General features: G+C 72.1%; 36 protein-coding genes and 3 pseudogenes. 20 read left to right on the top strand and 19 right to left on the bottom strand.

The genetic code is table 11. The annotated features are described in order from the left end of the window. The first annotated feature begins 10 nt into the window (after nucleotides 1-10). The 8 genes from G4G28_RS25885 to G4G28_RS25860 all read left to right on the top strand — a co-directional run bounded on the left by G4G28_RS25885 (nucleotide 11) and on the right by G4G28_RS25860 (nucleotide 5,330). Nucleotides 11-364 (top strand): hypothetical protein, encoded by a 354-nt coding sequence (locus tag G4G28_RS25885; RefSeq protein WP_229508021.1) that lies wholly within the window; start codon nucleotides 11-13, stop codon nucleotides 362-364. Continuing rightward, a complete protein-coding gene (locus G4G28_RS10775) occupies nucleotides 322-999 on the top strand; it encodes a protein kinase (protein ID WP_229508020.1) in 678 nt (225 codons plus the stop codon). Before G4G28_RS25885 ends, G4G28_RS10775 begins: the two co-directional genes overlap by 43 nt. Further along, on the top strand, nucleotides 996-1,190 hold the full coding sequence (locus G4G28_RS10770; protein ID WP_183108356.1) for a hypothetical protein: 195 nt from the start codon (nucleotides 996-998) through the stop codon (nucleotides 1,188-1,190). The genes G4G28_RS10775 and G4G28_RS10770 overlap by 4 nt, the downstream gene beginning before the upstream one ends. A gap of 118 nt (nucleotides 1,191-1,308) precedes the next feature. After that, complete coding sequence (locus G4G28_RS25880; protein WP_229508019.1) at nucleotides 1,309-2,130, top strand: hypothetical protein; 822 nt, start codon at nucleotides 1,309-1,311, stop codon at nucleotides 2,128-2,130. Continuing rightward, nucleotides 2,127-3,296 (top strand): FtsW/RodA/SpoVE family cell cycle protein, encoded by a 1,170-nt coding sequence (locus G4G28_RS25875; RefSeq protein WP_308602472.1) that lies wholly within the window; start codon nucleotides 2,127-2,129, stop codon nucleotides 3,294-3,296. Before G4G28_RS25880 ends, G4G28_RS25875 begins: the two co-directional genes overlap by 4 nt. Nucleotides 3,297-3,300: 4 nt before the next feature. Then, nucleotides 3,301-4,014, top strand: coding sequence for a hypothetical protein (locus G4G28_RS25870; protein ID WP_229508018.1), 714 nt, complete (start codon nucleotides 3,301-3,303; stop codon nucleotides 4,012-4,014). 96 nt (nucleotides 4,015-4,110) lie between these two features. Continuing rightward, nucleotides 4,111-5,145 carry a hypothetical protein gene (locus G4G28_RS25865; protein WP_229508017.1) on the top strand — a complete coding sequence of 345 codons (1,035 nt, stop codon included), beginning with the start codon at nucleotides 4,111-4,113 and terminating at the stop codon, nucleotides 5,143-5,145. Nucleotides 5,146-5,180: 35 nt separating this feature from the next. Next, nucleotides 5,181-5,330 carry a hypothetical protein gene (locus G4G28_RS25860; protein ID WP_229508016.1) on the top strand — a complete coding sequence of 50 codons (150 nt, stop codon included), beginning with the start codon at nucleotides 5,181-5,183 and terminating at the stop codon, nucleotides 5,328-5,330. 7 nt (nucleotides 5,331-5,337) lie between these two features. Here G4G28_RS25860 and G4G28_RS10750 read toward each other — a convergent pair whose 3' ends face one another. Further along, complete coding sequence (locus tag G4G28_RS10750; RefSeq protein ID WP_182988256.1) at nucleotides 5,338-5,796, bottom strand: GNAT family N-acetyltransferase; 459 nt, start codon at nucleotides 5,794-5,796, stop codon at nucleotides 5,338-5,340. Between the two features lie 108 nt (nucleotides 5,797-5,904). Between G4G28_RS10750 and G4G28_RS25855 the strand changes: the two genes are divergently transcribed. Next, nucleotides 5,905-6,171, top strand: a complete 267-nt coding sequence (locus tag G4G28_RS25855; RefSeq protein ID WP_229508015.1) for a hypothetical protein — start codon at nucleotides 5,905-5,907, stop codon at nucleotides 6,169-6,171. On the opposite strand, the gene G4G28_RS25850 is transcribed toward G4G28_RS25855, so the two are convergent. After that, complete coding sequence (locus G4G28_RS25850; RefSeq protein WP_229508014.1) at nucleotides 6,168-6,467, bottom strand: hypothetical protein; 300 nt, start codon at nucleotides 6,465-6,467, stop codon at nucleotides 6,168-6,170. The genes G4G28_RS25855 and G4G28_RS25850 overlap by 4 nt on opposite strands. Between G4G28_RS25850 and G4G28_RS25845 the strand changes: the two genes are divergently transcribed. Next, nucleotides 6,466-6,849 (top strand): hypothetical protein, encoded by a 384-nt coding sequence (locus tag G4G28_RS25845; protein ID WP_229508013.1) that lies wholly within the window; start codon nucleotides 6,466-6,468, stop codon nucleotides 6,847-6,849. The two genes, G4G28_RS25850 and G4G28_RS25845, sit on opposite strands and share 2 nt — an antisense overlap. Nucleotides 6,850-6,856: 7 nt before the next feature. Here G4G28_RS25845 and G4G28_RS10740 read toward each other — a convergent pair whose 3' ends face one another. After that, the gene (locus tag G4G28_RS10740) at nucleotides 6,857-7,333 is read right to left on the bottom strand and encodes a hypothetical protein (protein ID WP_183108354.1); all 477 of its coding nucleotides are present in this window, start codon (nucleotides 7,331-7,333) and stop codon (nucleotides 6,857-6,859) included. Nucleotides 7,334-7,587: 254 nt separating this feature from the next. Here G4G28_RS10740 and G4G28_RS10735 point away from each other — a divergent pair, with 254 nt between their 5' ends. Then, the gene (locus G4G28_RS10735; protein WP_183108353.1) at nucleotides 7,588-7,938 is read left to right on the top strand and encodes a hypothetical protein; all 351 of its coding nucleotides are present in this window, start codon (nucleotides 7,588-7,590) and stop codon (nucleotides 7,936-7,938) included. Next, complete coding sequence (locus G4G28_RS10730; protein ID WP_183108352.1) at nucleotides 7,881-8,456, top strand: FHA domain-containing protein; 576 nt, start codon at nucleotides 7,881-7,883, stop codon at nucleotides 8,454-8,456. Before G4G28_RS10735 ends, G4G28_RS10730 begins: the two co-directional genes overlap by 58 nt. 261 nt (nucleotides 8,457-8,717) lie before the next feature. On the opposite strand, the gene G4G28_RS28200 is transcribed toward G4G28_RS10730, so the two are convergent. From G4G28_RS28200 to G4G28_RS25840, 4 genes and pseudogenes are all read right to left on the bottom strand, one after another. Next, a complete protein-coding gene (locus tag G4G28_RS28200; protein ID WP_308602470.1) occupies nucleotides 8,718-8,957 on the bottom strand; it encodes a hypothetical protein in 240 nt (79 codons plus the stop codon). 178 nt (nucleotides 8,958-9,135) lie between these two features. Continuing rightward, nucleotides 9,136-9,491 (bottom strand): annotated as a pseudogene (locus G4G28_RS28195) (formylglycine-generating enzyme family protein); the annotation flags it as partial. Between the two features lie 722 nt (nucleotides 9,492-10,213). Next, nucleotides 10,214-11,131 carry a serine/threonine-protein kinase gene (locus G4G28_RS28190; protein WP_308602220.1) on the bottom strand — a complete coding sequence of 306 codons (918 nt, stop codon included), beginning with the start codon at nucleotides 11,129-11,131 and terminating at the stop codon, nucleotides 10,214-10,216. Nucleotides 11,132-11,140: 9 nt separating this feature from the next. After that, nucleotides 11,141-12,022: a hypothetical protein gene (locus tag G4G28_RS25840; RefSeq protein WP_229508140.1), complete on the bottom strand. Its 882-nt coding sequence runs from the start codon at nucleotides 12,020-12,022 to the stop codon at nucleotides 11,141-11,143. On the opposite strand from G4G28_RS25840, the gene G4G28_RS25835 reads away from it, so the two are divergent. After that, nucleotides 12,003-12,710, top strand: a complete 708-nt coding sequence (locus tag G4G28_RS25835) for a hypothetical protein (RefSeq protein WP_229508139.1) — start codon at nucleotides 12,003-12,005, stop codon at nucleotides 12,708-12,710. The genes G4G28_RS25840 and G4G28_RS25835 overlap by 20 nt on opposite strands. Here G4G28_RS25835 and G4G28_RS25830 read toward each other — a convergent pair. Beyond that, a pseudogene (locus tag G4G28_RS25830) lies at nucleotides 12,606-12,815 on the bottom strand (hypothetical protein); the annotation flags it as partial. The gene G4G28_RS25835 and the pseudogene G4G28_RS25830 overlap by 105 nt on opposite strands. On the opposite strand from G4G28_RS25830, the gene G4G28_RS25825 reads away from it, so the two are divergent. Continuing rightward, nucleotides 12,714-13,157: a hypothetical protein gene (locus G4G28_RS25825; RefSeq protein WP_229508138.1), complete on the top strand. Its 444-nt coding sequence runs from the start codon at nucleotides 12,714-12,716 to the stop codon at nucleotides 13,155-13,157. The pseudogene G4G28_RS25830 and the gene G4G28_RS25825 overlap by 102 nt on opposite strands. Nucleotides 13,158-13,447: 290 nt before the next feature. Here G4G28_RS25825 and G4G28_RS25820 read toward each other — a convergent pair whose 3' ends face one another. The 9 genes from G4G28_RS25820 to G4G28_RS25795 all read right to left on the bottom strand — a co-directional run bounded on the left by G4G28_RS25820 (nucleotide 13,448) and on the right by G4G28_RS25795 (nucleotide 19,899). Beyond that, nucleotides 13,448-14,077, bottom strand: coding sequence for a hypothetical protein (locus G4G28_RS25820; RefSeq protein ID WP_229508012.1), 630 nt, complete (start codon nucleotides 14,075-14,077; stop codon nucleotides 13,448-13,450). A gap of 1 nt (nucleotide 14,078) precedes the next feature. Continuing rightward, a complete protein-coding gene (locus tag G4G28_RS25815) occupies nucleotides 14,079-14,444 on the bottom strand; it encodes a hypothetical protein (protein WP_229508011.1) in 366 nt (121 codons plus the stop codon). A 2-nt stretch (nucleotides 14,445-14,446) separates the two neighbouring features. Beyond that, nucleotides 14,447-14,716, bottom strand: coding sequence for a hypothetical protein (locus G4G28_RS25810; protein ID WP_229508010.1), 270 nt, complete (start codon nucleotides 14,714-14,716; stop codon nucleotides 14,447-14,449). A gap of 12 nt (nucleotides 14,717-14,728) precedes the next feature. Beyond that, entirely contained in the window at nucleotides 14,729-15,520 is a 792-nt protein-coding gene (locus tag G4G28_RS10710; protein WP_229508009.1) for a hypothetical protein, read from the bottom strand. Between the two features lie 17 nt (nucleotides 15,521-15,537). Further along, the gene (locus G4G28_RS10705) at nucleotides 15,538-16,089 is read right to left on the bottom strand and encodes a hypothetical protein (protein ID WP_183108351.1); all 552 of its coding nucleotides are present in this window, start codon (nucleotides 16,087-16,089) and stop codon (nucleotides 15,538-15,540) included. After that, the gene (locus G4G28_RS25805) at nucleotides 16,086-16,325 is read right to left on the bottom strand and encodes a hypothetical protein (RefSeq protein WP_229508008.1); all 240 of its coding nucleotides are present in this window, start codon (nucleotides 16,323-16,325) and stop codon (nucleotides 16,086-16,088) included. The genes G4G28_RS10705 and G4G28_RS25805 overlap by 4 nt, the downstream gene beginning before the upstream one ends. Before the next feature lie 41 nt (nucleotides 16,326-16,366). After that, on the bottom strand, nucleotides 16,367-17,401 hold the full coding sequence (locus G4G28_RS10700; protein ID WP_229508007.1) for a hypothetical protein: 1,035 nt from the start codon (nucleotides 17,399-17,401) through the stop codon (nucleotides 16,367-16,369). 97 nt (nucleotides 17,402-17,498) lie between these two features. Then, nucleotides 17,499-19,034 (bottom strand): penicillin-binding transpeptidase domain-containing protein, encoded by a 1,536-nt coding sequence (locus G4G28_RS25800; RefSeq protein ID WP_229508006.1) that lies wholly within the window; start codon nucleotides 19,032-19,034, stop codon nucleotides 17,499-17,501. A 121-nt stretch (nucleotides 19,035-19,155) separates the two neighbouring features. Further along, a complete protein-coding gene (locus G4G28_RS25795; RefSeq protein ID WP_229508005.1) occupies nucleotides 19,156-19,899 on the bottom strand; it encodes a hypothetical protein in 744 nt (247 codons plus the stop codon). A gap of 95 nt (nucleotides 19,900-19,994) precedes the next feature. Between G4G28_RS25795 and G4G28_RS25790 the strand changes: the two genes are divergently transcribed. The 5 genes and pseudogenes from G4G28_RS25790 to G4G28_RS10675 all read left to right on the top strand — a co-directional run bounded on the left by G4G28_RS25790 (nucleotide 19,995) and on the right by G4G28_RS10675 (nucleotide 23,428). Then, entirely contained in the window at nucleotides 19,995-20,735 is a 741-nt protein-coding gene (locus G4G28_RS25790; protein WP_229508004.1) for a hypothetical protein, read from the top strand. Between the two features lie 212 nt (nucleotides 20,736-20,947). Further along, nucleotides 20,948-21,187 (top strand): hypothetical protein, encoded by a 240-nt coding sequence (locus tag G4G28_RS10690; protein WP_182988253.1) that lies wholly within the window; start codon nucleotides 20,948-20,950, stop codon nucleotides 21,185-21,187. 216 nt (nucleotides 21,188-21,403) lie between these two features. Next, complete coding sequence (locus G4G28_RS10685; RefSeq protein ID WP_182988252.1) at nucleotides 21,404-22,021, top strand: YXWGXW repeat-containing protein; 618 nt, start codon at nucleotides 21,404-21,406, stop codon at nucleotides 22,019-22,021. A 33-nt stretch (nucleotides 22,022-22,054) separates the two neighbouring features. Continuing rightward, nucleotides 22,055-22,585, top strand: a pseudogene (locus G4G28_RS25785) (reverse transcriptase-like protein); the annotation flags it as partial. Between the two features lie 177 nt (nucleotides 22,586-22,762). Continuing rightward, nucleotides 22,763-23,428 carry an HD domain-containing protein gene (locus G4G28_RS10675; protein ID WP_183108350.1) on the top strand — a complete coding sequence of 222 codons (666 nt, stop codon included), beginning with the start codon at nucleotides 22,763-22,765 and terminating at the stop codon, nucleotides 23,426-23,428. 92 nt (nucleotides 23,429-23,520) lie between these two features. Here G4G28_RS10675 and G4G28_RS29045 read toward each other — a convergent pair whose 3' ends face one another. Continuing rightward, complete coding sequence (locus G4G28_RS29045; RefSeq protein ID WP_183108349.1) at nucleotides 23,521-24,252, bottom strand: hypothetical protein; 732 nt, start codon at nucleotides 24,250-24,252, stop codon at nucleotides 23,521-23,523. Between G4G28_RS29045 and G4G28_RS29040 the strand changes: the two genes are divergently transcribed. Continuing rightward, a complete protein-coding gene (locus tag G4G28_RS29040; protein WP_183108348.1) occupies nucleotides 24,227-24,424 on the top strand; it encodes a PEP-CTERM sorting domain-containing protein in 198 nt (65 codons plus the stop codon). The two genes, G4G28_RS29045 and G4G28_RS29040, sit on opposite strands and share 26 nt — an antisense overlap. 111 nt (nucleotides 24,425-24,535) lie before the next feature. On the opposite strand, the gene G4G28_RS10660 is transcribed toward G4G28_RS29040, so the two are convergent. Then, entirely contained in the window at nucleotides 24,536-26,686 is a 2,151-nt protein-coding gene (locus G4G28_RS10660; protein WP_229508002.1) for a TonB-dependent siderophore receptor, read from the bottom strand. Between the last annotated feature and the right edge of the window lie 265 nt (nucleotides 26,687-26,951).

Genomic DNA, 26,951 nt, shown 5'->3' with positions numbered 1-26,951 from the left:
CGGCGGCGCCGTGCCGCACTCAGGGGGAACACATGGCAGGAAGCGGCGACATCGTGGCACTGGGCGGGGCCACTACCGCCTGTGCGAGCAGCTGGGCGGCTCGGCCTACGGCCTGCTCTGGCGCGCCCGGCGCGACGGCTTCAGGGACGTCGCACTCAAACTCGTCAACCGCGAGCAGATGGCAGGCGCCGCGCCCACGCTGCGCCAGCGCTGGAGCGAATGCGCCCAGCGCGAAATCGCCTTCCTCGGCGGGTTGTCGCCCGGGACGGGCGCCACATCGTCCGCCTGCTCGACCAGGGCAGCCACGAGGGCCTTCCCGCGATGGCGCTGGAACTGCTCGACGGCGACCTCGGTGCCCACATGAGGGCGCTGGGCGCGGCGGGCGAGCGCATCGCGCTGCCCCAGGCGCTCGCCTGGCTGGGACAGATCAACGGCGCGCTGGCCAAGGTGCATGCGCACGGCTGGCGCTACCTCGACCTGAAACCGGGCAACCTGCTGCTCGACCGGAGGAGCGCCACCCTGAAACTGGCCGACTTCGGCACCAACCGCAGCCTGCTCGATACCGCCGCCCATTCCTACACCGGCACCGCCAGCTGGCAGGCGCCGGAACAGTTCTTTCCGCAAGGTGCCGGCTACCTGACCGACGCCCGCACCGACTACTTCGCGCTCGGCGCGGTCTTCTACTATCTCGTGACAAGCGGCGCGACCCTGCGCTACTGCGGCAGTTGCGCAGCCGCCTGGCGCGAGCACGGCCACGCCGCCGCGGCCCACCTGCGCGAACGCTGGGACGGCGCCCTGCCCGCCATCCTGGCCGAGGACGAAGCAGCGCACTTCGCCGCCTGCGCCGCGCGCGGAGGGGCCGACCCGGCACCATCGCTGGCCCTGCTGCGCTCCCTGCTGGCGGCGCGGCGCGAAGACCGGCCGCGCCATGCGCTCGAGATCAGCCGCCTCATCGCGGCGGCGGCCGGGGCGGCGCAGCCATGGCGGAGCGTCGCATGAGCGCCGCGCGCATCGGCAGGATGACGGCCGCCGCGCTCCTTGTCCTGCTGTGCGCCCTGATGGCGGCGGCGCTGGTGCGCATGCCGCCGGCCTGGCTGCCCACCCGCGTCGACGTGACCCTGGCCGCGGGAGGCGCGCTCCAACTCGGCGGAAACGAACTGGCCGCGGCCGGCGCCCCGGGCGGGGCCTGAGCCTGCGCCGCGACGACGCCGGCGCCTGGTGGGCGGCCGGGATGGCAGGGGCGCCACCGATCGGCATCGAGCGGGCCCGGTGCGCACGCGCAGCGGCGCGGTCGCGCTAGGGACAGGCATGCGCTTCCAGCTCGGCGCGCGCGCCTACCGCGTGCGCGAAGCGGGCACCGGCCACCTGCTATTGAGCGACGCGGCCCATACCTGGCGCTATGACGGCGTCCTGCTGCAGCGAGACGGCGCGGCACTTCCGCCTTGTCCCGATGCAGGTGCGGGCGCACGCCTTTTCTCGGTCTGGCGCCGTATCGCGCCTTCCGCGCTGGCGCCTGCGCGGCCGGTGACGTTTGGCGGCAGCCTCGATTGCGGCAATCGCATCGGCAACCCCGACGTCGATACCGGCGGCGCGGCCATCGTCCTCGAGGATGGCGACCCGGTCCTGCTGGCCGGCGCGGCCCGCCTGCCGCTGCTGGTGGACGCGGCGGGCCTGCCGCGCGAACTCGCGCTCGTCGACTTCCCGCTGGCCGGCGTCACCGCGCTCAGGGTCGGGCGCACCCGCCTGAGCGTAGCCGTGCTTGGCGACCGGCTGCACCTCGAACCCGCCGGCAAGCTCGTCCTGCGGACAGCCCCGCGCGCCGAACTCCCCGCTGGCGTGTCCTGGCAGTGGACGCGCCGCGATCCTGGGCCGTGCCCGCGCAGGCCTCCTGGTGGGCAGGCCTGGCCGCTGCCGGCGGCGTGCTCGCCGCCCTGCTCGCCCGGCGCGGACAAGGCCGCAAGAACCCGGCCCAGGCGCTGGGCTTCGGCGCCGGCGTCCTGCTGGCCATCCTCGGGCTCGGGCTGCTGCTGGCCGGGCGCCTGGGCGCCGCGCCGGGTGCCGCATGGTCGCTGCTGGCCGCCTGCGCTGCGCTGGCCTGCGTCCTGGCCTGGTGCCGGGGCGGCGGGGTGATCGCCTGCGCCGTGGTGCTGCTCGCGGCCGGCCTGCTGCTGCAGCTGGAACTGGGCACGGGCGCGCCCGACAGCGCCTGGCTGCGCCACTTCCAGAAGACGGCGGCGGCGGTCACGCTCGGCACGGGCCTGCTCGGCGTCTGGACCGCATGGCCGCGTGGCGCACAGCCGGCGCCGGCGCGGGTGGAGGCGGCGCTCCTTGCCCTGGCCTTTGTCGCGGTCGGCGCACTGCTGGTGCAGGTCGGCTGGGGCGACGAGACCGGCGTGTTCGACCTGCAGCCGGTGGAATTTGCCAAACTCGCCCTGACGGCCCTGTGCGCGCACTGCATCGCGCTGGGACTCGGCAGCGGCGACGCGCGCTCTCGCTCGCTGCTCCCCTGGCTGCGCCTGGTCGCGCCCGCGCTGCTGTTCGCCGCGCTGCTGGCGGTGGCCCTGGTGCAGGTCGACGATTACTCGCCGCTGATCCTGCTGCTGGTCTGGGCCGCGGCGATGCTGCTGGCCTGGTCGTGCGCGGCGCGCCGGCGCGGTGCGGCGCTGGCCGTCGCCGGACTGCTGTGCGCCGGCGCGGCTGCCCTGGTGCTGCTGCGCGCGGCCAGCCCGCTGGAAGCGGAAGGCTGGCGCTTCTACGGCGAGCGCTTCGGCGTCTGGCTCGACCCGGCCGCCCATCCGCATACCGGTGCCCAGCTGCTGCTGGGCGCGCAGGCGATCGGCGCCGGCGGCTGGAGCGGCATCGACAGCGCCTTCGGCCTGTCCGCACTCGGCCAGGGCGCGGCCGCGGCGCTGGCGATCCCGGCGGTGCAGGACGACTTCGCGCCTTCCTTCCTGCTGCAGCGCCATGGCCTGCTCGCCGGCCTGGGCTTGTGGACGCTGCAGGCCCTGTTCCTGTGCGCCCTGCTCCATGCGGCGCTGCGCGCCTGGCGCGCGGGTGCGGCGGCGCGCAACTACCACGAGGCCTGGCGCGGCCGCTTCCGCTGTTTCCTGCTGTGCGGCGGCGGCGCCTTCGTGCTCGGCCACTTCCTGCTCTCCTGGGGCACCAACCTCGCCTTTTTTCCCGTCATGGGCCAGCCGATGAGTTTTCTCTCCGCCGGCGGCTCGCACCTCCTGTTTTTCATCTTCCCCCTGCTAGCCGTGGCTGCCGCAGGCGAGTCCACCTTAGAGGAGAATTGACATCATGCCGGTCTACGTCCAACACGAAACCCTGAACCGCGTCAGCGACGTCTTCAATGCCGAAGCGCTGTGGCAGGCACCGGGCCTGGCGCTGTTCGCGCGCCGTCCCCTGCTGCGCGACCTGCTCGAACGCGCCCCGCGCGAACAGCGCGGCCGCGCCGCCACCCGCTGCTTCTCGCACGTCACCCTGATGCTGCCGCAGGACGAGGTCGACGACGACCGCCACCTGACGCGCGGCGCCCGCGTGCGCGACCTGGCGCAATCGCTGCAGGCACTGCACCAGAAGGACTTTGGCGACCTGCTCGGGCTTGACGAGGTGCGCTACCACGTGCTGGGCTCCGACGCGGTGGAACCTGGCCAGGTCGAGGTGAAGTTCGGCCATGCGGTCTACCTGCCGGCGCCGGACGAGGCGGTGCTCTACACGGTCAGCGTTTCGCGCGACAGCGCCATCTGGCAGCCGGTCTGCCCGGTGTACCCGAACGGACGCCTGACGGTGCTCGGCCATGACGCGGCCAGCTGTACCCACGCGGTGCCGGGCTGGCCCTTCGCCCAGGATGGGGCCATCCTCCTGATCAACGACGGACCGGATGCCCCGCTGGAAGTGCAGGTGCGGCCAAAGGACGCCTTCGACTGCAGCTTCGATGCGCTCGCCGGCTACTACACGGTCCGCGCGCGCGCCAGCCCGACGGAACCGCCGGCACGGCGCGGCTGCTATTGAAAGTGACGCGCAGCGCCGCCGCGCCGGCGCTCGCCACGCCGCCTGCTCTCGTGCCCGAGCAGGCGCCTGCCCCTGCTGCCCGGGCGCGCGCCGGCGGTGTGGAAGTCGCGCACGCGGGCCCCGGACGATGCCGAGCTCACGGCCGTGCCGGCGCTGCAGCGGGCGGCGAGCGCGCCCGCTCCCGCGGCACTGGAAGCCACCTACGCCCCAGTGGCACGGGCGCGCATTGCCCTCGCCGCCCTGGCCCTGCCGCGCCTCTCGCGCTACCGCGACACCGGCGCAGCCGCCGTCGAATTCGGGTTCGACCGCCAGCTCGGCGCCGGCCCGCTGGGTAGCGATACCCTGATCGGCTTCGCCGTCGACGCAGCGGACGAGGTCCACGTGCTGGGCGCGGACGGACGCCAGCGCATCGCCGTCCCGAGCCGCTTCGCCCCGCTCGACGGCGTCGACATCCAGGTCCTGGCACCGGCGCCGGCAATGGCGGACCGCTACAGCGCCCTCGTGCGCTTGCCGCAGGCGCCGGCGCTCGCGGTCGAGCACGGCGCGCCCCTCACCTTCGGACGCGGAACGACGGCCCTGGCTCCTGCTGCGCGTGCTCGACGCCGCCACCTGCCTGCGCGGGGCCGACGGACTCCATGCCGGCGGCGCCGATCGGCTTGGCCTGTCGCGCACGGCCTTCCGCTTCGAGGCCGGGCTGGAAGGCTGCCACGTCACCCGCCTGGCGGCCACGCAGGCGCTTTACCACCTCGACGAACGGCTCGGTTTCGTCGCCGCCATCGACACGGCGGCGGGCGAGGAGGCCTACCACGGTGCCGGTCGGCCACCACATCGTCGCCGGCCACTACGTGCTGCGCGTGGAAGCGTGAGCATGGAAGCGCTGCCGCTCGCCCTGGCCTGTGGCGCAGCAAGCCTGGCCGCGACCCTGGTCCTGGCCGCGCATGCGACGCCGCGCGCGCCTGGTGGCGCCGCCCGAATGCACGCGCCTTGCTGGTGCTGGTCGGGGGCACGGCGGCCATCGGCAGCGCGCTGTGGTGGCTGGCGCCGCACCGGTCCGACCCGCCGGCGGCGCCGGCCACCGCCGGATCGAAGCGCCCCGGCCGGGACGCAGCTACCGCGTCGCCGCGCCGCTGAACCTGCGCGCCGCCGGCGGCACGGGTTCGCCACGGGTGGTGGTGCTGCCAGCCGGATCGAAAGTCGAGACGACGGGCCGCCGCGATGGCGACTGGTGGCAGGTAAGCACGGAGGTCGATGGCGTGCCGCTCGCTGGCTGGGCCAGCAGCCTGTGGCTACGCCGCGCCGACGAAGGGCGGCGCTGAGGCAGGGTCAATCCTGCGTCAAGCGCATCGGGTTGAAGTACAGGCCTTTCACGCACTGGGTGGGCGCGGTGCGCACGAAACCGAAGCGCTCGTAGACCGGCATCGCGAAATTCGAGGCATTGACGGTGAAGCTGCCGCTGCCGCCCCGCGCGAGCGCCGCGTCGCGCGCCGCCAGCCACAGGCGCCGCGCCAGGCCTTGCCCATGCCAGCGCTTGTCGACGAACAGGTGGAACAGGTGGTCGTTGCCGCGCATCGCGACGAAACCGGCCAGCGCGTCTCCATCGCAAGCCACGTGGTAGGCGTAGCCTTGCGCGAGATAGCCGCGCAGTCCGTCCTCGTCGTTTTCGCGCAGGAAGGTGGCCGCGCCCTCCGGGGAGGACTCGTGCACGATGAATTCGCTGGCACTGGCGCGCAACAGGCGGGCCACGGCAGTCAGGTCGGCAGCTTCGAAGGGACGAATCAGCATGGGTGCTTGGCGTTTCCAAAACCTTAACATACCATAGGGGCCTTGGCCCGGCCAGCCCCGGCAGGCTTTCCCCATCCACCGCACCCATCACAGGAGGCAGCGAGGCGCATGTTCGACAGCCTGGACTTCGGTCCCCACCTGGACGTTGCGGCGCGCAGCGCGCTCGGCGTCGGCGAGTTGCAGCGCGCCGAAAACCAGGACAACTGCGTGCTCATCGACGCCGCCGGCAACGCCGCCTGCCTGGTCGAGGGGGGCCACAGCGGCGCCGCGTTCCCGGCTGGCCGCCCGGCCAGGTGCGCCTGGCCGTGCTCGACGGCATGGGCGGCCACGGCCATGGTCGCGAAGCGGCCGAGGCGCTCGCCCAGGGTTTGCTAGGCCTCCCGGCCTGCAGCGACATCCCTACCCTGTCCGCCCACCTCGACGCCCTGCACGGCCAGTTGCAGCGGCAGTTCGCGCCGCTGGCCGGACCGCGTCCCGGCACGACACTGACGCTGCTCGAACTGCCGCCCGGCGCCGATGCGCTGCTCTGGCACGCCGGCGACTCGCGCCTCTACGAAATCGATGCCGACGACCTGCGGACACTGACGATCGACCACGTACCGGCCACGGTGCTGGCCCTGGCCGGCCTCGTCGACGAAGACGAATGGCGGCGCGCCGTGCATGGCGCGCATGCGCCCCAGATCGCCCAGGCTTTCATCCTCGGCAATACCTTCGTCGATCCGACCCGCCTCGACGACGCCCTGTTCGCCCTCACGCCCGACATCCTGCCACCCCTGGCTGCGCGCGCTGCCGGACCGGCGCGCCGTGACGCTGCGGCCGCACGCCTGCTACCTGCTCGCCAGCGACGGCTTCTGGTCCTGCCTCGATCCGGCCGAGTTCGTCGCGCGCTGGCCGCGGCTGTTCGCCGGCGCGGGTGCGGCCGCCTGCGTGGAGGCCCTGTTCGCCGAGATCGCGCTGCGCCCGCCGGTGGGCCTGCAGCCGGACAACCTGACCGCCATCGTACTGCGCACGCGGGGCCCCCACCGCGACGAGACTGCGCTGCCCTCCGCCTGATTCCCTGTCAGGAAAACACGGTGCGGCGAGCCCAGGCGGGCGCCACGGCTGGGCGGATCGGCGTATGCTCGGCCAGGCAGACGCTACTCCCACGACCTCGCCGACCATGAACCGTTGCAGCAATCCCGATCATCCGCACTGCACCCTCTGGGTCATGCCCGGGGACGGCGCTTGCGCGCACGGCCACGCGCAGCCGGCGCCCGCAGCGGCAGCGGCGCGCCAGATCGGCACGGTCGATAGCGAAGCCAGGGACATCGCCGCTGCCGCCGCGGTCGTCCAGGCAGCGGCCATCCTGCCGAGCGGCCCGGTCCGCTGCGCCGCAAGTCCGGTCCGTCCCCACCTGCATGTGAGCGGTTTCGACCCGCGCGCGGCCGGCGGGCGCCAGCTGCTGAAGCTGGAACTGCGCGGCATGCCGGCCGATTGCGCGCGCGAAGTCACCCTGCTCGCCAGTTCGCGCCTGCGCCTCGACGGCGGTGCGCGCCACGCCTTCACCGCACCCTGCGCGGCGAATGGCTGCCGGTCTTTCTCGAATTTTCCTCGCGCGACCTCGAACACGGCCAATACCGCATCGCGCTTGAACTGCGCAGCCGTCCAGCCCTTGGCCTGCCTGCGCGCACCGGGTGGCGACCCTGCTCATCCTGGCGCCGCGGCTGGACGCCAGCCTGCACGAAATCCACCAGACCTTCCTTGCCACCCACAAGAACGTCCGCGTAAGCGCCGACGACGGCTCGATTGCCCGTGCGCGGGCAGCTCGATGGCGGCGGCCGGCTCGACATCGACGTCAGCGCCTACAATGCCGGCATCGCCCATCTCGACCTCGATGCCGGCGGCGGCAAGATCGACCTCGGCTTTTCCAGCATCGCCTGGGACGAGGACTTGCTCGAGACCGACCCGCCGGCGCGCGCCCCCGCCCATGCCTGCCCCGCCAGCGCGGCCTGTATCGCCGGCCCGGCAACGCAAGCAGGCCAGGCGCGCTACCTGCGCCTGTTCGCGCTGGACGAATGCGTACTGGGGCGCCTGGGCCCGATGCCATGGCCGATGTGCTGCTCGCCCACCACGACGGCCAGGGCATCGCACACGAAGGCTTGACGCGGCGCATCTCGGCCCGGCATGCGCTGATCCGGCGCGGCCGCGCGGGCTACGAAATCGAAGACGTTTCGCGCTATGGCCTGCTGGTCGATGGCGCCTGGCCCGGCAAGCACATGGCGCTGCCCCTGCGTCCCGGGATGCGCCTGGCGTTCACCGCCAGCATTCCCGGCGTGGTCGTGCTCGAGGTGGCGGCCGTGCTGCCGAACGGCATCGTCCTGCAGCGGACGGACGCCGGCGCGGCGCACGAGGCCATCTGGCTGCTCGACCCCGAGCGCCATCCGGGCAGCCATCCGGGCCAGGGCGCGCCCGGCCTGCCGCTGCTGTTCCACCGCGACGGCGGCTTCTGGCATCTCGATCCGGGCACGGGCGTGGAGACCGCGCTCAGCCCGACGGCGGCGACCAGCGGCTTGAGCGGCTGGCCCGCGGACGGGCGCTTTCGCACCGATCCGTATCCCGAGCTGCGCCTGTCCCTGCCGTCCCCTGCGGCGCACGACCACGGTTTTGCGCTGAGCCTCTAGGGCCGCGCCCGGGTCCGGGTACGCTCAGTGCCCTTGCGGCAACATCACGATGAAGATGAGCGCACAGCCCGCCAGCAAGGCGGCCTGCAGCCCGAACACGATCAACGGAATCCGCAGGTGCTCCGGGATGTTCATGGCGCTTCCTTTCGAGTGCGGTGGATGGACCATTCGACAGGCCACAGCCTACTCCTTGCGATTGCCGCCTTGCGCACGCTAGCCGTCAGGAATCGGGCGCGGGCGCGGTCGTCCGCGGGTGGGCGTTCACGCCAGCAACTGCAGCGGCAGGCACTCGGCGTCGGACAGCTCGCGCGCCACCCTGAAGCCCACGATATTGCTCGACAGCGTGCTGGAGAAACCGTTGCGCAGGGCCGAGCGCAGGTCGCGCGGAGGCGAGCGCCAGGCGCCGCCGCGCAGGACGCGGCGGTCGCGGCCGGCCCCGTTCTCCTTGCCCTCTTCCCGGGCGCTGCCGTCGCGCGGCGCGCCTTGATCGCTCTCCTGCAGGCTGTCCTGTACCCATTCCCAGACGTTGCCGTGCAGGTCGTGAAGACCCAGGGATTCGGGGGAAGCGCGTCACCGCCGTCGTGCCGGCCACGCAGGCGCCGCGCTCGCCGCCATTCCAGGTGAAGTTGCCGTCGTAGTTGGCCAGCCCGGTGTCGATGCGCTCGCCGAAGCTGAAGGCCGACCTGGTCGCGGCGCGGCAGGCATATTCCCATTCGGCTTCGCTGGGCAGGCGGTAGCGGCAGCCGGTACATTCGCTCAACCAGGCAAGGTAGCGCCCGGCGTCATGCCAGCTGACGCCCACCACCGGGTGCAGGTCGGACTGGGAAAGCCGGGCGAAGCCCAGTCCACGTCGCCGCTGCCGCGCCAGGAGGAGTCCTCCACGAATCGACGCCACTCGCCGACCGTCACCGGATAGCGTCCGAGTGCGAAGGGGCGCTCGATGCCGACCCAGCGCTGCGGCGTTTCGCGTGCGAGCCAGTGCTTTCTCGCGCCCTCGGCCAGCGCAAGCGCGCGCTCGTGTTCGGGTGAGCCCATCTGGAAGCGGCCGGCGCGCAGCAGCACCATCTCCGGACCGCCAGCGTCGCCGGCGAGGAAGCGGTCGCGCAGCGTCGGCACTGCCGCCGCCGGTGGCATGGGCGAGGACGCCGCGTCCGGGTGCGCAGGCACCTGCCTGCGTTCGCGTTCCTGCTCGGCCAGGTAGGCTGCGGCCGCTTTTGCCTGCAATGCCTGGCGCTGCAGCGCTTCCCGGGCTTCGCGCGCCCTGGCCGCGTCTTCGGCGCGGCGCGCCGCCAGCTGTTCGCGCAGGGCTTCGCGCCGGCTGCGCCGGGCCGCATCGGCCTCGTCGCGCGCGCGCCGTGCCTGCTCGCGCAGCGCGCGTCCGGCTTCGGCCTGCACGGCAGTGGCGTGGCCTATCTGCACGATGGGCAGCGGCGCCAGGCGCGGGCTCTCGACTGGCGGTGGCGGCGGAATCGGCTGCGGCGTTCCCGCGTCCGCCTTCTCGTCCGGCGTTTCGTCCGGCGTCTCGTCCGGCTTCTCGTCCTGGATCTCGTCCGGGGTCTCGTCCCGAGTCTCGTCCCGAGTCTCGTCCCCGGATCTCGTCCGGCCCATCGCCGGCGTCCGGGACCGGGCCGGCAGCCGGCCCATCCGCCAGCGCGTTTTCGCGCCGCGGCAGCGCTGCCCAGCCGATCGGCGCCGGCGCGGCAGCCGCGGCCAACCGCGCCAGCAACGCGCTGACGCTCTCGGGCCGCCGTGCCGGATCATCGGCCCAGCCGGCGCGCAGCAGCTCCCACGCGGCTGGGGCCAGGCCAGCGGCAGGAGGCGGCTCGTGCCCTGGCCCCGCAGGGAGCGCCCCGGTCAGCATCTGCCCGATCATGCGTGCCACCGCGTAAAACGTCGAGACTGCGCGCCGGGACCAGGCCGGGCGTGCCGGCTTCCGGCGCGCGGTAGCCGGGCGTGCCGGATGCGCCCGGCGCATCGAAGGCGGGCGTCCCGCCGCGATGCCCGCCAGCCCGGGCCCGCGCGGCGATGCCGAAGTCGAGCAGCTTGACTTCGGCCTTCCTGGTGACGAACACGTTGGCCGGCTTGATGTCGCGGTGCACCAGCCCGTGCTTTGCCCGGGCATAGTCGAGCGCCGCGGCAAGCGGCTGCAGCAGCGCCAGCACGCGCGCCAGCGGCAGCGGCCCGGTGCGCGCGAGCAGCCGCTCGAGGTCCTCGCCTTCGAGGCACTCCATGATGAGGAAAAAGCTGGCCGTGGCCGGGTCCTGGGCCCAGTCATAGACACGCACGATGTGTTCATGGGCGAGGCGGCGCGCGCGCGTCGCTTCCTGCATCAGCAGCCGGGCGGGCCCGCTTGCGCTGGTCAGTTCGGGCGCCAGGATCTTCAGCGCCACCCGGGCACTATGGCCGAGCTCCGCATGGGTGGCGAGGTCGGTGGCCTGCCATACCTGGCCCATGCCCCCAAGCGCAATCAGGCGCTCCAGACGGTAGCGGCGGCCGGCGGGGCCCACGTGCTGGCCCTGCATCAGTCCCAGCTCGGTGCCGCGCGCAGGCCCTGCCGGCGCGGCCGGCACAGCGTCGAGGAGCGCGTCGCGGCGCTGCGCGAACTCCGCGTCGCTCAGCAAGCCGTCCGCGTGCAGCGCGCGCAGGTCGCGGATCCTGTCGAGGGCTGTCGGCATCGCTTGCGCTCAGCCAGTGCGCGCCGCACCGCAGGCGGCGCAGAAGCGCTCGCCCGCCGCCAGCGCGTGGCCATTCGCGCAGCGGGCGCCGGCGCTTGCGGACACGAGGGCGGCGCCGACGCCGCCGGCCACCTGCGCCTGCGCGCCCAGCGCCGCCTTGTTGACCTCGTTCTGCAGCGCCAGCAAGGCCAGCTGGTGGGCGCGGTCCTTGTCGACCTCGAGGTCGCGGCGCGCCCGTTCGCGTTCGGCCGCTTCCTCCACCAGGCGCGCGGCATCGAGCGCGCCTACCGCGCCGCCGGCGGCGACCACGCCGGCCAGCGCCGCCAGCTGGCCGGCGTCCATCCCCGCGTGCACGCGCGTCTTCAGGTAGTCGGCCAGCACGGCGGCGTTGGGGGCCGCGGCCACCGCCAGCTTGGTCGTGTCGTCAACCCGGTCGAGCGCTTCGGCGCGGGCCAGTTCATGGGCGGCCTGGCGCTCCTGGGCCAGCAGCTCGACTTCCTTCGCCGCCCGTGCCTGGCGCGCTTCGGCATCGATCGTGCGCAGGAGCTTCTCGTGCTGGGCGATCGCATCCTCCTGCCCCCCGGCGCGGCGCAAGGCCTCGATCTGCTGGCGCAGGCCTTCCGCTTCCAGGTCCTGGCTGTGTTGCAGCGCACGCAGGCGTCCCGCCTGCTGCGATTCCAGCCATTCTTCCTCGCGCTCGGCGGCGCGGCGGCGCGCGGCATTGGCCAGCCGTACCAGGTCGAACTGCGCCTTGTGCTCTTCCTCGTCGAGTTCGCAGGCCTGCTGGGCCGCCTGCGCTTCGCTTGCCGCCAGTCGCGCCAGCTCGGCGCGGCGGCGCGTGGCGTCCTCGATGGCCGCGGCCTGCTCGACCTTGTTGCGGATCTGCTGCACCAGCAGCTGCTGCGAAAAAGCGCTGCTGCGCCAGCCGGCGTGCCTGCAGCGTTTCCTGCTGCGCCAGTTCGAGCGCGCCGCGCATGCGGATCCGCGCCAGCGCCTGCACTTGCGCCCACTCGGCCGCCTCGCCGGCGCGGACGCCGCGTTTCCGCGCCAGCGCGTGTTCCAGCTCGGCCAGGGTTTCGCCGGCGCCCCGGTCGATGGCTTCGCGCCGCGAGCGCGCTTCGGCAATGCGCCCGTACAGTTCGATCTCGCGCGTGCGCAGGGCCAGGTAGCGTTCGGAATTGACCAGCGTCGTCTCGCCCCGTTCGAGCGTCTCGGCCTGGCGCGCTTCCAGGCGGCGCAGGCGCAGGCGCGCTTCCCCTTCTTCGCGCCGGATCTTGTGCCACTCCCCTTCGTCGTAGAGTTCCTCGAGCTGGCGCGCATGCTCCATCTGGACGCGGCGTTCGTCGGCGGCCAGCCACAGGGTCCCGATGCGGGCACGGTTGGCATCGAACTTGTCGTGGCGCAGGGCCAGGGTCTGCACGGCCGCCACGCCGAGGCCATAGCCGGCCAGCTGCAGGCGCAGCGCGCCCTGCAGGCGTTCGTCGAACTGCTGCCGCAATGCGCGGTTGGCCGCCATCTCGCGCAGCGACTGGCTGCCGATGAATTCGGCGGCAAGCTGGCGCACGCCGGGCGCCAGTAGTTCGTGCAGCTGGGCCACCGTCACGGTGCCGGGCATGGTCATGAAGTGGCGCGCAAAAGCCGGCACGTTCTCGATGCGCAGGTCGACGGTGAAACGCGCCTCCACCACCAGGTGTTCGGCCGTCTCGACTTCAAGACTGAACTCCACCGGCAAGGCGTTCGTGCGCGTGACCAGGATCTCGGCATGGCCATCGCGCAGCAGGTGGTTCAGGCGCGTGAAAAAGCCTTCGATCTCGTATTCGCCCTGCGGCACCTCGGTGGCACGCTCGCCCTGGAGGATGTAGGCGCGGGCGGTGGCGGGCACGCGCAGGGTTTTCACGAACAGGCCGGAGAGTTCGCGCACGCCGAAGAAGACGGCCAGTTCGTCGGGGCCGGCGATCCAGCGGTTTTCGCGCAGCAGCGGCGCGCTGCGCGGCGCCCCAGCGTCATGCCGCAGGCCGCGCAATAGTGGTCGCCGCCGGCGCTCTTGTGCTCACAACGCGGGCAGCGGGTGCCGCCAAAACCGAACATCTGGAACATGATCCGACTCCATCTTCGTGACTTCAACCTCGATAAGGCCGCCATCCTCTTGCCAAGAGCGTCTTACAAAACCTTCAGAGCAAGGCGCGGCGACGAAGACAGTACGACTGTACGGCGAGGAGCCGCAACGCGGCTATGAAGGTTTTGTTAGGCGCTCTACGCCGATTCTATCAGCCAGATGCGGCTTTCCCTGCGCCGCACGCCGCCCTGTGCCGCCCGTCATATGATGCCGATCCGCTCGATGCAGGCCAGGCTCGCGCCCTTTGCCGCCAGCGCCTCGCGCAAGCCTGCGGGCAGGTCGCGCTCCCAGGCGCGCGGCAGCAGCACGCGGTCGCCCGCTGCCGCTTCGCGCGCAATCAGCGCGCATTTCGGCCCCAGGCCCTCGACCGGGTCGATTGCTCCCGCATGCCAGGCGCGCGAACAGCCGCTGGCGATGATGCGCCCGCGCGGCACGAATTCGCGTCCGCGCGCCAGGCGGTCGGCCAGCACCAGCGCCAGTTCGTATGATTCGCCCTGGAAGCCCTCCTCGCCGAACCGCACGGTGGTGCGCCAGCGTGCGGCCCTGGCTCCATCGAAATGGCGCGCCCCCGCCAGCACCTGGCGCAAGGCCGCCTGGCGCGGCCCGTCGAGGCCGGGCGCGGCGATCGCTTCCTCGTCGGCGCCTGCCGCCAGCGGATAGACACTGACCTCCACCCAGCACAGGCTGTCGTTGATGCCGCCGCTGTGCAGCGGGAACCAGGCACGTGCCGACGACACGGCCGCGGCCACGTCGGGCTGGCCGCTGAGGGTGCCCAGATGCCCCAGGTGACCGGGGCCGCCGAGCAGCGCGCCCGCGGGCGCACCCGTCACGTCATGTCCTTCGACCCGTCCCAGCTGCCAGGCACCGGACCAGCCGTTGGCCAGCAGCGCGCCGCGGCAGCAGGCCGCGCACCATGCGGTCGGCCAGCACCACGGCCAGTTCCCAGTCGCGCTCCTCCGGCGCGGGTGCGCGGTCCAGGCTGATCACGACCTGGTCGCGGCTGTCGTAGCTGGCCTCGGTGTGGCGCGCCAGCCGGGCCACCGCCTGCATGCGCAGGGCCAGCTGCGGCGCGCCGGGCACGCTGCACTTGATGTCGGCGCGGCCGTCGCGCGGGCGGCGCGTGGCCGTCACCACCACCTCGCCGCCGTCGGCGAGCAGGCTGCGCACGTCCACACGGTCTGCGGTTTTCGATGGCATGTTCATTCGTCGTCCTCCGCGGGCCCGACGCGTTTGCGTGCGGCCAGCGCCTCCTCGAGGTTGGCCACGATGCGTTCGAGATCGCCGAAGAGCGCAGCCAGCTCCGCGTCGCCGGCGCGCTCCAGCCGCGCCAGCAGGGCCCAGGCCTCGTCGAGCGCCGCGCCGCGCGCGGCGGCTGTGGCGCAGGCGGCGCAGCCGGGCGTCAAGCGCCAGCGGCTGGCCGGGCGCCGCCAGCTCCAGCGCCGGCATCGTGCTCGCGGCCAGGCTGGCAAGGTCGAGCCGCGTCAACAGCGCCTGCTGCTGGCGGAACAGCGCCTGGCCCGTGGGCAGCGCCGCCATGCGCAGGCCGCACAGCACGCAGGGCAGCTCGAGGAACAGGCGGCGCAAGGCACGCGCATCCTCGTGCGCCGGGTCGGGTACGGCCCTCGAGCCCGGCGGGACGCTCGCGGTGGCGGGCGCGTCAGGGGAGCGGCGCCGCCGCGGCCGCCGTGGCTGCGTCCGTCCGGGCACGCAGCATCTGCGCATACTCGACCCGGCCCGCCAGGTCCACCGGCACGCAATCGTCGACCGTCAGCCCGAAGCGGGTGTAGAGCAGCTGGTTGAAACCGGCCCGGAACGCGTTCCATTCCTCGAGCGTCGTGCATGGCGGCAGCAGCAGATTCCTGGGCCAGCTCGCGCTGCAGGGCCGCTTCGATGGCCGCCACCAGGCCGGCGAGGGTCAGCTCGCCCTCGGCTTCGCTGGCGAGGAATAAGTCGAAACGCTGCTGGGTCACGCGCGGGTCGGGGCTGTCGATCACGAAGCCGGTGCGCAGTCCGATCTCGGGGCTCGCGGCGAACGGCACCAGGTCGCACCCGTAGGGGCCGGGATGGAAGCACCACCCGCTTTCGCCGTCCAGCAGGGCAACCCGTCCGCTGCAAGCGATGCGTCGCGTCCGCCCGGCGCGGTCGACCGCCACCCCGGTCGTGCCGGCCGGCAGCGCGCAGCCGCCGCCGATCTGGCGCGCCACAATGGCCGTCCCCAGCCCGGCGCCGTCGAAAGGAGCGGGTTTCGGGACGCGCTTGAAGAGCTCGAACATGGGCGTTTTCCGTGGCCTCAGGTGGCCTGCACGCTGAAGCGCGCACCCCGGCGCTGGAAGTGCTCTGCGGGCGCATCGGGAAAGGGCCAGGCGCACTCGCATTCGCCGTCGGCATCGAGGCGCCCCTGCAGTATTTCAGTGCCGGCGCCATCGAGCACGCGCAGCAGCACCGCCTCGCGCAGGAGGCGCGCGGCGAATGGCGCCTCCGGCAGCAGCTGCAGGATGACCCGGCAGGCGGCGCCGCTGCCGGCGAAGTGCAGGCGGAAGCAGCCGTCGTCGGTGGCCAGCTGCGTCAATCCGGCGCCGCTGTCGGCGGCGCGCAGCATGCCGCCGCTGCCCTGCCACGCATCGATGGCGGCGGCCCGCCGCTCCAGGGCGAGCGTGCGCAGGCGGCGCATGGTCAATGGGGAGGCTTGCAACGCGGCGCGCTCGCCGGCCGTGAGCGGACGGCTGCCGTCGAGCGCGGCGCGCAGCACGGCGTCGCCCAGCAGCAGGCGGTCGCCCTCCACCCGCCGTCCCACCAGCAGTTGCTCGCGCAGTTTGCCTTCGATATCGCTACTTGCAGTCATTCGGGTCTCCCTGTTCGTGGTGCCTGCGCCATCGCGGCCGTCAGCCGGGCAATCGCCGCGTCGCGCCGCTTGCGCAGCGTCGGCAGCGATACGCCATCCAGGCCGACCAGCTGCGCCATCGTCGGCAGTGCGCCGCTGGCCGGATCGCGCCAGGCCTGCGGATAGCTGTCGTCGCCGGCGCCCAGGAGTTTCAGGTACACCGCCAGCCGGACCGGCAGCGTATCGGACGCCAGCACCTGTGCGGTCAGGCTGCCCGCATCCTCGGCGGCGCGTGCCGCTACCAGATAGCCGGGGGAAGTGAAACGGCCAGCGCGCGCGCCGCGGCCGATGCCGCATCGAGGGCCTCGTCCGCAAGCGGCGGAGCGGCGTCTTCGGGCACGCCGGCCGGCGCATCGAGCGCATCCTGGCGCGCCTCCGGGATCAGGTCCGGCCCCGGCGTGGTAGCCGCCTCGGACTCCCCGAGCACGCGCCAGTAGTCCTCCATCCAGTCGGCAGCAAGCCCGCGCTCGTGCAGCCAGTCGAGGTCGCGGTTGCTCGAGAGGGTGTCGTACTCGCCGATCTCGCGCAGCATCTCGCCGATCTTGCCGGCATTGTCCTTCAGGCTGTCGAAGCGTTTGGAACGCGTGTGCAGGGGTCCCGCCGCACCCGTGAAGCGCTCCAGGCTTTCGCTCCAGCGCAGGATCCATTCGGGACGGCAGTCGCCGATCGAGCGCAGCTGGCGCACTTCGATGGGCGCGGCGGCGTCCAGGGGCCGGCCGAGGATCGCGCCCACCTGCGCCCGGTGCTCGCGCCAGGCGTCGAACAGGCGCGCGATCTCGCCGTAGGCCGTGTCGAGCATGCGGTAGGCGTAGATCCGGTTCGGGCTGCAGGGCCGGCCGCAGGCCGCCTGGTAATTGTCGGCGTCGACCTTGTCGCGCAGGACGGCGTACATATCGTTGACCTTCTTGCGCAGCAGCGCTTCGCCCCCAGGCCGCTCCCAGAAGGACGGCAGCCGCGCATGCTCGGCGGCGATCGCGGTGCGGAAGGCTTCCCAGTCGGCCGGGCGCGCTGCCAGCTCCCAGGCCAGCGTCAAGGCCAGTTCGAACACAGTCTCGCCGTAGCTGTTGCCGGGGGCCAGTGCGCGGCTGGAACGGCGCGCCCCGTGCAGGCTGGCGGCCAGCGCGTCCATGTAGTCGTCCGGGGATTGCGGTGGCGGCGATTCGAGCAGCGTGGCCAGGCCGGCGCGCGCGAAAGCGTCCAGCGAACAGGCGCCCAGCAGCTTGCGCACCTGCTCCCAGCCTGGCTCCTGGTACCGGGTTCCCGGCAAACGCATACCTGTCTCTTCCTTCCGGATCATGGGCATGTCCGTGGAATAACGGACTTTGTCAATCATGCCATAGAACCACGGAAATACGGCGCGCTGGAGCGGATCAGTTGTGCTCCGGCTCGGGCCGCTGCATTGCCATCGTGCGCAGCAGCGCGGCCACCACCGGTGCCGCATGCGCCCCGCCGGTTTCGCCGGAACGGCTGACGAACGCGGCAAAGGCAAGGCGCCGGCTTTGCCCCGGCAGGCTGCCCGGTTCCAGCCAGCCGGTGAACCAGACGGTCGCCAGCCCGTCCTGGCCGACCGGCGCGGTGCCCGTCTTGCCATACAGGCCGGCGCGCAGCCCGGCGAAAGCGGGATCGCGAAAGGCCCCCGCCGCCGTACCCTCGGTGACGACGCCATGCAGGCCGGCACGGATGCGGTCCAGGCGCACGCCCAGCGGCGCGCCAGCGGCATCGACGGCGCGCCGCCCGTCCAGTTCCCGCAACATGCGCGGGACGATCGCCCGCCCTTCGCCCACCGCGCCCGCCGCCAGCGCCATGTGCAGGGGCGTGGCCTGCATGCGCAGGCCGATCGCCATCTGCCGCAGTTCGTGGCGCGAGCCGATCGGGTCGAACGCGGCGACGCTTGCCTCCAGCGCGTCCCGTGGGCGCCAGCCGTAGTCGGGCGGCAGCAGGCCGCCGTCCAGGCGCAGGCTGCGCTCGAAGCCGATCCTGCGTGCCATGTCCGCCACCGGGCGCACGCCGGCCAGCGCCTCGGGGTCGAGCGCGCGCAGGCTGGGCGCCCCGCCCGCCGGACGGCCGAACAGGCTGGCGTCGCTCAGTTCCGCGGTCCAGGCGAACCAGGTATTGAGGCTGTAGCCCAGCGCCTCGGCCAGTCCGAGCTTGCCGTCCTTCGCACGCCTGTCGAGCTGCTGGTCGCGGAAATTCGTGATATGGGCGCTGCTGCCCGCGCTCGGATAGGTCGCGGCGTCGGTGCGGAAAGCGAAGCCGCGGCCGGCGGCGAGGCGGTTGATGCCGGGCAGCGCCATCCCGCTGAGCAGCGCGTCCAGGCGCGGATCGCGCTGCGCCGCCAGTTCCAGGCCGAGCGCGGTGACGATCTTGAAGGTCGACCCCGGACTGCGCTCGGCGCCGCCGTCGTGCTGCAGCGCCGCCTGGCGCAGCGGGCTGCGCGCGGGGTCGGCGCGATCGAAATCGCGCACTTCCTCCCACGCGGACGCCGAGGTATCGGCCGCGCCCGCGCTGGCGGCGGCCAGGATGTCGCCACTGCCGGTGTCGAGCAGCACCAGGCCGGCCTGGCGTCCGCTTGGGACGGCGCCGCCGCCCTGGCAGCGTGCACCGTCCCAGCTGCCCCGGCGCAGGCCGACGCAGTCGAGCACGCCCTGCGCTGCGCGCTGCAGGGCCAGGTCGAGCGTCAGGCGGGCGGCGTGCGCCTCGCCATTGGACGCGGGCAAGCGCCCCAGCATGCCGGCGATGCTGCCGGCGTGGCCGGGATGCAGGCCAAGCAGGGTCGACAGGCCGGCGCCCCGGGCCGCGGCAGTCGTGGCGCCGTCCTGCCACAAGGGGTGCCGTGGCGGTCGCTGATCCTCGCCTCGGTAGTAGCGGTCGTGCCGCTTGCCGTGGGCGGCGGCAAGGCCTTCCACGCAAGGTGCCCGCCGCTCAGGGTCAGGTGGCGATAGGCACCGTCGTAAGTACCCATGGCCGCCAGGTCGAGCGGCGCCGCCTCCAGCAGCACCTGGCGCGCCCCGGGAAGCAGCTGGAGTGTCAGCGCGCGCACCTCGCCGGCATCGCGGCAGGCCCGCCCTGGCAGAGTGCCTGGTCTCCGGTCAGCGCGGCTCCCTCGAGCGCGCGCAGGCGTCCCGCCAGCATCAGGTCGAAGCGTTCGCCGCCGCGGGCCGGCTGCCCCAGCCGCAGCACCAGGCGCACAGGCGCGGCAGCGCCGGCTCCCGCTGGCCAATCGTCCACGCGCTGCCACGGTGCCCAGCCCGCGGGCAGGCTCGCGAAGAGCCGGCTGCTTGCCGGCGGCATGGCCGCCCTGGCACTCACCGCCACGCCGCCGACGCTGGCTTGCCAGCTCCCCGCGGGCAGGCCGCCAGGACGCAGGCGCCAGGCCAGCAGGCGCCGCTCGGCATTGAAAATGCGTACCTGCTCGCGTACGAAGGCACCGTCGGCGCGGCCGTGCAGGCGGGCGAGCAGGCGCAGGCCCTCCGCGTCGAGCCGTACGCCATCCCAGCGATGCAGGTCGGCCGCGCGCAGGTCGGCGCCGGCCATGCGCCACAGGGCCAGGTCGCGCGGCGCCACCTCGACGAGTCCGCCCGGCGCCAGGCGCAGGAGGCCGCGCGCGAGCAGGCTGTCGAACAGCGCAGCGTCTTCCAGCGCGGCGGGCGGCGCGGCCGGCACCCGGTAGTCGCCTGGCGCCAGCACCGCGCTGCGGACGGGGCCCTGTTGCGGAAAAGCCGCCACCAGTGCCGGGCCGGCCGACCCCACGGCATGGTAGCGCGTCAGCACCAGTTCCCCCGGCTGCGGGGCAGCTGCCGCTTGCGCGCCGCGCCACCCGCAGTGCGCCCTGCCCGCCCCAGACCAGCCAGCCTTCGCGCCCGAGCGTGGCGTTGCCGCTGTCGCCGCGCACGACGGCGCCGCCCTCGCCGACCCAGCTGACTGCGGGCGGGCCACGCCAGCGCAGCTGCAAGGGCGCCCCGCCGCGCGCCCTGCCTGTTATGTCCAGCAGCGGCATCGCGTCGGATGCCAGCACCACGTTGCGCAGCAGGACCGGGCTGGCCGCGCCGTCCTTGTGCGCCACCCAGCGGGCCACGTCGCCGAAGCGGGCACCGACGCGCAGCGGCGCCAGGCGGCCGCTGTCGCGATCGAGCATCTGCTGGCACAGGTCGACGACGACCGGGCGCGCAGCGCGCATGTCCGCCACCACCAGCAAGGCGCCGCCCGGATGCTGCGTCAGGCTCACGCCCGGCTCGCGCGGCACGCTGAAGGCCAGGCCGGGCAAGGCGCCCTGGAAGGCGGCCAGCGTGTGCACGCCGCCGCCCGCGGCGGGCAGGACGGCGCCGCCGAGCGCGCGCGCGTGGAGTGCGATCACGGCCGCGCCACCGGCGACGAGCAGCAGTGCGCCGAGGGCGCTCCACCAGGCCGGCGCGCCGGCGCCTTGCCGGTCCGTGGCCGCTACCGCGCGCGTCCTGCCAGGCGCCGCGTTCCGGCTTCCAGCCCGCACATTGCGCGCGCGCCGCCAGGCCCGGCGATTGGCGGCCAGGCTTGCGACGGCGGTGGCGATCATTCCCTGCATGTGTTCTCCTCGCGGCGGCGCAGGGCCGCGCGCGCCCGCCGGCGGCTAGCGGGGAGCGGAAAGGCGCCGGACAGGCCTGTGGCGCAGCTTATGCTCGCGTTAGCGTCATTTGAGCGGCGTTCAAGGCCGGTTAGCCCCCGTCAGGTGCGGTTTTGTGCAGGTCATCCCGCTTTTCATGCGGCTTGTCGCAATCCGCTTACGCCGGCGGGGCGCTCTGGCTAGAGTGCACACATCGCCACCCCACCCGCAAGGAGAAACACTGTGAACATCGCCAAGCACATGGAAGCCGTTTTCGTCGTCGCCATCGCCGCTATCGGCTCGGCCAGCTATATCGCCGATGCCGTGCCCGAAGCCCAGGCCCGTCCCGCCGTCATCCAGGATTCGAGCATCGCCAGCGAAACCCGGATGGCCGTCGTGGTCGTGAAGGGCAAGCGCCCGGCCGCCGCCGAACAAGGGCGTACCCTGCTTGCCGATCGCGGCAAGGGTGCCAGCCGCAGCTGAGCCGCGCGTCGCGTGGCCGATGGACGCCGGGCCCTTCGACGCGGCCCGGCCTCTTCTCTTGCATTCCCTCCTGTCCCGCCTCCGTTTCCCGCCCGTTCCCGCGTTGCCGCATCCGTTCGCCAAATCTGTTTCAGATGTAAGAACATGCTTCAAACGCCCCATGCCGCCGATGTGGTTGATATAGTGAATCATCCGCTTTGGACTTGGAGAACGAACATGAAACGCAGCCTGACTCTCGCTACCCTGATCGCCATTGGCGCCGCCGCCTACGCACCGCTGCCATCGATGGCACAGACCGACTTCCAGGTGTACATCGGCTCGGCGCCGCCTGCACCGCTGTATGAACGCCCGCCCGTGGCGCGCCGTGGCTATGTCTGGTCGCCGGGGTACTGGGCATGGAACGGCCACCGTCACCACTGGGTGCAAGGCAGCTACATCGTCGAACGCCCCGGTTACGTCTACGCGCCGCCGGCATGGCAGCAGCGCGGGGGCCGCTGGTTCATCCAGGAAGGCCGCTGGAACCCGTATGCCCAGGCCCGCGCCTATGGCGGCCACGACGGCTACCGCGACGGCTACCGCGACGGCTACCGCCGCGACGTCTGGTACGACCGTGACGGCCGCCCGCACGAGTACCGGGGCCGCGACCGCGACCATGACGGCATGCCGGATCGCTACGAGCGCCATGGCGGCGATTCCGACCGCGACGGCATCCCGAACCAGTACGACCGCGATCGCGACAACGACGGCGTACCCAACAAGTACGACCACGACCGTGACGGCGACGGCATCCGCAACGGCCGCGACGGCAGCCCGGACAATCCCCGCCGCCGCTGAGCGTGCGCACCGGCCTGCCCCGTCCTCTCTTGTATGGGCGGGGAGGCAGTCCTCCGGTCGCCGCGGATCGGGTATGCTGCCGCCATGAACGAACTCGAGCGGCTGCAAGCGGCGGCCAACAGGAAGGAACTTGCCATCAGCCGGCGGCTGGCCCGGCAGAGCGGCATGCCGCTGGCGCAGGCCTTGCACGCCACGCTGACGGCGAGCGCCGGCGCGGACAGCCTGCCAGGGCTGCTTGCCAGGCGCGACGCCCTGCGCGCGCAGGAAGCGGCCAGGCTGGAGGCGCGCCACAACACGCGCGCGCAGGCAGCTGCCGAGCGGCGGGCGCGCCACCGGGGCGCGTCCACCGGCTGGCGTGCCTGGTTCGACGGTTCGGCCAGGCCGAATCCCGGGCGCTGCGCCATCGGCGCCCTGCTGCGCGGCCCGGATGGCGAGCTGGTCGAACTGTCGCGCGCAGCCGGCCACGGCAACAGCAGCGAAGCCGAGTACCTGGCGCTGATTGCCGTGCTGGAAGCGGCGCTCGCCCACGGCGCCACCGGGCTCACCGTATTCGGCGACAGCCAGGTCGTGATCGATGACGTCAATGGCCCGCAGGACGCCGGCGCGGGCGCCCTGCGTGCCTACCGGCTGCGCGTGCATGCCTTGCTGGCGCGCCTGCCGGGGTCACCCTGCGCTGGATACCGCGCCACCGTAACGCGCAAGCCGACGCCCTCGCGCAGCGCGCGGGCAGCCTGGAAGACGATGTCCACGCCTGAGCTCGGCGCATGGCGGGTCCGCCTGGCAGCGCTGGCGGCCGACGCCGGCTCGACAGGGCCGGACGGCGCCCACGACGCGAGCCACTTGCGCCGGGTCTGGCGCAACGCGCGCCTGCTGCTCGACCATCATCCCGACGCCGACGCCCTGGTCGTGCTGGCAGCCTGCTACCTGCACGACCTGGTCAACCTGCCCAAGGACGATCCGGAGCGCCGCATGGCCTCGCGCCGCTCGGCCGCCCTGGCACGCGAACGCCTGGCTGCGCTCGGATATCCAGCGGGGCGGCTCGACGCCACCGCCCACGCCATCGAAGCGCACAGCTTTTCGGCCGCGATTGCCCCGTGCAGTATCGAGGCGCGGATCGTCCAGGATGCCGACCGCCTCGACGCCCTGGGGGCGGTGGGCCTGGCGCGCATGTTCTATATCGCCGGCCGGATCGGCAGCGCCCTCGCCCACCCGGACGATCCGCTGGCCGCCGCACGCAGCCTGGACGACCGTGCCTATGCGCTCGACCATATCTCCTGCAAGCTTGCAGGCTTGCCGGCAACGATGCAGACTGCGGCGGGCCGGGCGCTGGCCGGGGAGCGCGTGGCCATGCTGGTATCGTTTCGCAACGCATTTGCGGACGAGTGGCAGGGTGAAACTGGCGGCTAGTTTCGTGTCGGCAAACTTTACAGCGGGCAAGTTGAGGGTGGTGGCTGTAACCGCAAGTAGCTGATTCTGTTGGGAAATTTCCTGCTGGCATGCTACTTGCATGTAAAGACGCGGGATTTCCACACACAGAGAACACGACAATGACCTTCCTTAAAAAACTCGGCTGCGCCGCAGCCCTCGCAGTGTCCGTCAGCGCCGCGCAGGCAGCGCCGATCCTGAACGACTGGGTATTCAATCCGAATGGTGGCGGGTACCATAAAGGCCAGGATATCGGCGAGTACCTCGACATCAACGGCAGCGGCTTCATCCAGCTGAAGGCCACCAGCGCCACCTCGTTCACGTTCACCGAACACGCCGTGTTCAACCTGTCGCAGGCCGACAGCAACGGCAAGCTGTTCCCGCTGAACTACACCGGCGGTAACATCAGCGCCGTGCTGGTCGCCTATGGCACCGGCACGTACGGCAAGGACTTCACGTTCACCGGCGGCACCATCCGCATGTACCAGAACCCGGTGACCGGCCAGTATGGCTCGACCGCGGGCTACTACGGTGCCAACCTGGGCAACCTGATCGCCTCGTTCGACGTCCTGATGGGCGGCGGCGGCAACGTCGACGCCAAGGGCAGCCCGCTCAGCAACGGCCAGGTCAGCGTCTTCGCCTCGGCGCAGCCGGGCATGCTGGCAGCGGGTTACTTCTTCGACCGCCAGGGCAACGACCTGTCGCGCTTCGCGGTCGACGCCTTCGCCTTCACCAACGCCAGCACCACCTCGCGTCCAGGCAGCCGCCTGGTTCAGCGAAGTGGCCTGCGGCCTGGCCGGCTTCAAGGGTCCCGGCTGCGGCAAGGGCAGCTACAAGAACGTCGCCGGCGACCACTTCTTCATCGGCGGCAACGGCCAGTTCAAGATCGCCAGCGAAGTGCCGGAGCCAGGTTCGGTCGCGCTGTTCGGCGTCGCCCTGCTCGGCGTGGCCGCGGTTCGTCGCCGTCGCGTACGCTGATCATGGCAGCCCGGCGCTCAAGCGCCCGGCCTGTCGCGAGCAAGCAGGAAAAAGCCGCCGAAAGGCGGCTTTTTCATTCGGCCGCAGGCCGGGCGCGTGCCCCGCCTCCCGTCAGAATTTCAGTTCCAGCGTGGCGCGCAGGCTGGGTGCGCCCTCGATGCGCGCGTTCCGTTGCACCAGGCCGCGCCCCTCTTCCAGGAAGCTGCCGCGGTTGACGAAGTCCTCGCCCAGGATGTTCGACAGGGCCACGCGCAGCTGCTGCTTCGGATTGAACTTGTACAGGGCATACGCTTCCAGGTCGCGCCGTCTCTCGAGGATGCTGGTCTGGCGCTCCGACAGGCGCAGGTTTGCGCCTCCCTTCCAGGCGAAGCTGGCGCCCGTCGTCAGGTCGCCGCGCTTGTAATCGATGCCGAGGTTGGCCGACAGCGGATTCTGGCCGTCGAGGCGGTTGTCCGGTCCCGGTACGCCATCGACGCGCGACCAGTTGGCCGCCACGCTGGCACGCAGGTCGATTGCCGGCGCATCCTTCAGGAGCGCTTTCAGCGGGAACTTCGTTTCCACTTCCAGGCCGCGCGTGATGGCGCGCCCGGCGTTCGATGGCATCGCCACCCAGCGCGCGCCGTCGAAGGCGACCAGCCAGCGCGTGTAGTCGTCGATGCGGCGCACCGAGCCGCTGACCGACAGCAGCGCGCCCTCGGCCCAGTAGTGTTCCCGGGAGGCGTCCAGGCCCAGCGCCAGTTCGGGCTTCAGGTCCGGGTTGCCGGCGTAATCGGGATCGGTCGAGCGGTTGTCGACCGCCGTCTGGCGGCGCGGGATCAGGCTGGTGAGCGGCGGCGCCTTGTAGGTGCGCGTGAGGGCAAAGCGCAGCTGGTCGCCCTTGGTTTCCGGGATCTTCCACAGCGTCTGCAGCACCGGGCTCCACACGTTCGAACTGGAACGCCCGGTATCGAAGGTATTGCCGGTCGTGCGCGTGCGGATGCCTTCCCAGCGCGCGCCCAGGTAGACCGACCAGCGCGGGGTCAAGCTCCATTCGTCCTGGGCATACACGGCCAGGCGCGACACTTCCGCCTCGAACTGTTCGCCGCCAGGCAGTTCCGGGTAAACGGGACGCCCCGTCTCGCTTTCGCGGCGCTCGTCCTCGCGCACCGACCAGCCGGCATCCCAGCCCGTGGCGAACGCGTGGCCCTTTGCCACCGTCTTGCTGTACTTGCCGACCGTGGTGGCGCCAAGCTCCTCGCTGTCGGAACGCACCACGTTGTCGAGCGGGCGCACGGCGGCCCAGCGCCGCATGATGGTGGTGTTCCGGCCGCCGACCAGGCCCGCCTTGACGTCGAGCTTGGCGCCATCGGCCATCTTGTGGATCCAGTTCAGCTCCGTGCGCAGCACGTCGTTGTCCGAACGCATGGCCTCGTCCAGCACGGGGTATGGCGCGACAGGTCCGAGCACACTGGCCGTCGTGTCGACGCCGTGGTTGCGAAAGCGCGCCACGTTGACGAAGCTCTGCGAGGTGACGGTGTCGCCGTTCTCGAGCGTCCAGTTCAGGCGCGGCGCCAGGTTGAACAGGTTCAGCCGCCCGTCCTCGACGCCGTCGGTGTGCTGGACGAGGATCGGGTTGCCGTCCGGGCCGAAGGCCGCCTCGTCGCTGACGGCGCTGCGGTCGAAAGTTTCGTGCATCACGCTGCCGGCGATCGAATACGACATCCTGCCGGCTTTGTCGGAGAGCTGCATGTTGGCCGTCGGGCCGCGGAACTGGCCGGCGCGCGCCCCGATCTTGAATTCGCGCTGGCCGCTGCGGATCGCTTTTTTCAGCACGATGTTGATGGTGCCGGCCACCGACTGGGTCGAATATTCGGCGCTGGCCGCGCGCAGTACCTCGATGCGCTCGATGACGTCGGGCGAGAGCTGGTCGATGGAAAAGCCTGCCGGGGCGCGTTCGCCGTTGAGCAGGATCTGGGTATAGCCGGCGCCGAGGCCGCGCATGCGGATTTCGCCGCCGCGTCCGTTCGGGCTGCTGACTGTGATGCCGGGCACGCGCTTCAATACGTCGACGACGCTGGTGTCGCCATACTTCGCGATTTCTTCCTGGCCGATGACGACCTTGCTGGCGGTATCGTCGCGGCGCGGGTCATAGCTGTCGGCGCCGCCGCGCACTTCGACCTTCTGGATGGGCTGGGCGGGCGCGGATGTCGTGGTGTCGGGTTTGGCGGCGGCGGCCGTGTCCTGGGCAAGGGCGGGAAAGGCGGCGCCGAGGGTGGCAGCCATGAAAGTCAGGCGGAGCGGAGAAAGAATATGCATATCAATCGAACAAGGTAACGAGCCGGTATTGTCCATGAGTTCGGGAAGCTTGCGATGCTTCCGGGCACTTATTTTCGATATGCATGCGCCAACAGCACCTGCCCTCCGGGGCAAGCCGCGCCTGCGCGCCCGGCCCGATGCGCTACACTGCGGTGAATGGACGGGTGCAAACAGTGATATGCATCAGCACGTCCGTTATTTATAATTCGCCATCGTCACTCGTTATCAGGGT

The organism is Massilia sp. Dwa41.01b (genome assembly GCF_014171775.1).
In the GTDB taxonomy this organism is placed as follows: domain Bacteria; phylum Pseudomonadota; class Gammaproteobacteria; order Burkholderiales; family Burkholderiaceae_D; genus Telluria.
This window is presented reverse-complemented; position numbering and strand designations above follow the sequence as displayed.